Raw genomic sequence first — 3,494 nt, forward strand, 5'->3', positions numbered from 1 at the left:
TTGAACATGGGCGGGTAGATGCGGTTGGGTAAGGCAGCGCTGATGAAGAGTGGGTTGCGTTCCAGCGCGCTGAGCACGATGTTGCCGAGCTCGATGGCAAGCGGCGAGCCCTCGGCGAGTTGCTGGTTGTGTTTGACGTGGACGCCTTGATGGCCTGCGGTGACGCGGCCGTCAACCCAGGGAGCGGTGTCGGCATCGAGCTGTTGGCGGAAGTGGGCGAGTTGGTTGGCGTTGAGCAGGGTAGGGATGTGGACGAGCATGGCGGTGGCTTTTGCTTGCTTGGTGGTGGTGTATGGCGGGTGTGGCCCCTCACCCCGGCCCTCTCCCCGAAGGGGAGAGGGAGTGAGACGGCAGAGGTCAGAATTTGTACGTGAACGTCGCCAACGCCGTGCGCCCAATGCCGGGTACGGCGCGCCCACCGTCCGATGGAACCACCGCATCGAAATAGCGCGTGTTGGTGAGATTGAGCACGTTCAGCCGGATGTCGTAGCTCGGTTGGTGATAGGCCACGGTGGCGTCCCAGCGCGTATAGCCGCCGACGCTCGTTCTGTTGGTGTTGGCGGCGTAGCGTTGCGACATGTAGGTGGGGCCGCCGCCGGCTTCCCAGTGTTCGGCGAAGGTATAAGTGCTCCAGGTGGTGAAGGTGTGGCGCGGGGTATTGGCGGGTGCGTTGCCTTGCGTGCCGTCGCGCGCCTTCACGATCAGGCCGTCCATGTAGCTGTAGCCGGAGAAGATCTGCCAGTGCTTGGTGAGATGTCCTACTACGCCAAGTTCGGCGCCGCGCACGCGGATGTTGCCGTCAAGGGTATATTCGCCGGCTGAGGTTTGTGTGCGCGCGTTGGTTTGCTCCAGCTGATAAACCGCCGCGTTGATGGCCAGCATGTCATCGAGCAGGTTCCATTTGCCGCCGATTTCGTAGGAGCGGTTTTTCGATGGTGCGAGGTTTTGCGTGCCGTTGGTGAGCGTGAGTTGCTCAAGCACCGGATTGAACGAGGTGCCGTATGAAGCGTAATAGGATTGTTTTTCGCTGGGCTGGTAGATCACGCCGCCGCGTACGCTGGTGAACGATACGGTCTGCTGTGCATAAGAGGGAGAGGAAATCGTGTTGCTGATATGCGCGTCGAAACGGTCGCGACGCAAGCCGGCGACGACCATCCACTGATCGTTGAACCTGATAGTGTCGTTGACGTAAAGCGCTGCCGTCTTGCCTACCGACTGCGCGTAATTGCCGGTCGTGGTCTTAACGTTGGCGGGTGTCGCTTCATATACCGGATCGAGCAGCGAAATCAGCGGAAGACCGCTGCGTGTATACGTTTGATTGTTGTAGGTTTCGCGCGCCAGTTGTACGCCGGTGACCAGCGTGTGCTGCCAACTTCCCGTGTTGAAGGTGGTGGTGAGATCGGTCTGGCTGTCCAGCAGTTTGTCGTGGATGACGCGATCGTGGCTGGCCAGCTGCACGTAAAGATTCTGCAGCGGAAGGTTGGTGGGATTGCCCAGCGTTCGATTGAGCGTTACGCCGCCGGCGGTAACTACGGTGTTGGCGGCGGTTTCGCGCGCGTCGGTCTTGTATTGGCTGTATTGCAGTTGCGTGCGCAGGCTTACGTGGTCGGAGAAAGTGTGTTCCAGGCGCGCGTTGAACGCATTGACGCTCTGGATGGTGCGATCGTCGGCAAGGCCGTACCAGTTTTTCCGGTTAACCTGCGCTGGGCGTCCGTTGATTGGGGGCAGGCCGTAGTCGGGCATGTCGTGGTTGCGTTGAAGCAAGGCTGACAGCGTGATCTGCGTAGACGTGCCGATGCCGAAGCGCAACGACGGTGCGAGGCCGCCATCGCGGTTGTTCAAGACGTCGCGCGTGGAGTGCATGTCCTGGCCGTAGATATTCAAGCGCGCAGCCGAGGTGTCCGACAGCGGTTGGTTGATGTCGCCGGTCAGGCGATAGCGATCGCTGGTGCCCACGGTGGCGCTGATGGCGCCGAACGGTTTCAGTTCCGGCTCCTTGGTCACCTGGTTGATCACGCCGCCGGTGGAGCCGCGGCCGAACAGCATGGAGGAAGGGCCCTTCAGCACTTCGACGGCTTCCAGGTCGAATACGTCGCGGTAGTACTGGCCGGGATCGCGAAAGCCGTCCAGATAGATATCTGTGCGCGCGGTGAACCCGCGCAGGTTGATGTTGTTGCCGATCTGCCCGCCTTCCGCCGCACCGAGCGTGATGCCGGGCACGTTGCGCAGCGCATCCTGCAGCGAGGTGGCGCCTTGTGCATCGAGCAGGTCGCGGTTGACCACCACCACCGTTTGCGGAATGTCGCGCAGCGAGGTGGGTACTTTGGCGCCTACGGTGGAACTGTCGGCGGTGTAGTCGTTGCCGACCACGCTGCCGGTGACGTGCACGGAGGTGAGGGTTTTTGGTTTGCTTTGCGGCGCGGTGTCATCGCCGGAAGGCGCGACGCCTTGTGCAGCGGCGGGCACGGCCAAGGCAAGCAGCAGGGCGGTTTGCAGGGACGACGTACGGAAGTGTGTGGGCATGGGCAGCGGCGTGAGCAAGTGGGGGCCAGAACGATGGATGGCTGGCTGCTGGAGTGCGCTGCGCGGTGAATTGCGATCGCCTCGAGCTGGCTTGCTGCCCGGTGATGGGTTCTCTGTAGATGAGAACGGTTCTTATTCTTGCATGGATGTAGGCGGTTGTGAAGCGGAGCCGGGATGCAACCTCAACTTTCTCTGCAGTGGTGATGCTGGGATTGCATCCCAGCCTACAAAAAAGCCCCGCACTCGCGTGCGGGGCTTTTGTTTTTTTATCCAACGATCGCGCGGCTTACCAGATCTTTACCTGCTTCTCGCCATCGCGAACCATCGCATCGCCAGTCTTGCACTGGAACGCCTGCGCGAACGCCGTCATGTTCGACGGTGCGCCGATCGCACGCAGCGAAGCGGGCGAATGCGGGTCGATGTTGAGGTACAGCTCGGCCTGTTTTTCGCGCGTGTTGTTGCGCCACACGCGCGCCCAGCTCAGGAAATAGCGCTGGTCCTGGGTGTAGCCGTCGATCTTTTGCTGCGCTTCGGCCGGGTTCTTCTTCAGCGCATCCTGCAATGCGTCGTAAGCCACGTTGAGGCCGCCGAGGTCGGCGATGTTTTCGCCCAGGGTCAGCTGGCCGTTCACGTGCAGGTCCGGTTTGTCCTTGAGCGGCGCATAGCCGTTGAACTGGTCCACCAGCTTGCCGCTGCGCGCCTTGAACTGCGACTTGTCCTGCGCCGTCCACCAGTCGGACTTGTTGCCGTCACCGTCGAACTGCGCGCCCTGGTCGTCGAAACCGTGGCTGGCTTCGTGGCCGATCACCGCGCCGATGCCGCCGTAGTTGATGGCGTCGGCGCCGTTTGCATAGCAGAACGGCGGCTGCAGGAGCGCGGCCGGGAAATTGATGGTGTTGGTGCTGGGGTCGGAGTAGGCGTTGACCGTCTCCGGCGTCAGTCCCCATTCGGCGCGATCGGTGGGCTTGCCG

Annotated in this window: 2 protein-coding genes and 1 pseudogene; all 3 read right to left on the reverse strand. The window is 61.8% G+C overall.

All coding sequences use genetic code 11. From position 1 onward, the window contains the following. Positions 1-260, reverse strand: a pseudogene (locus tag ACTHNE_RS01310) (PKHD-type hydroxylase); the annotation flags it as partial. A 97-nt stretch (positions 261-357) separates the two neighbouring features. Further along, positions 358-2,523: a TonB-dependent receptor gene (locus ACTHNE_RS01315; RefSeq protein WP_440268375.1), complete on the reverse strand. Its 2,166-nt coding sequence runs from the start codon at positions 2,521-2,523 to the stop codon at positions 358-360. Positions 2,524-2,809: 286 nt separating this feature from the next. After that, positions 2,810-3,494 (reverse strand): M13-type metalloendopeptidase (locus ACTHNE_RS01320; RefSeq protein WP_440268376.1); only part of this gene is annotated, 685 nt, incomplete at its 5' end.

The organism is Dyella sp., assembly GCF_051954575.1.
In the GTDB taxonomy this organism is placed as follows: Bacteria; Pseudomonadota; Gammaproteobacteria; order Xanthomonadales; family Rhodanobacteraceae; genus Dyella_B.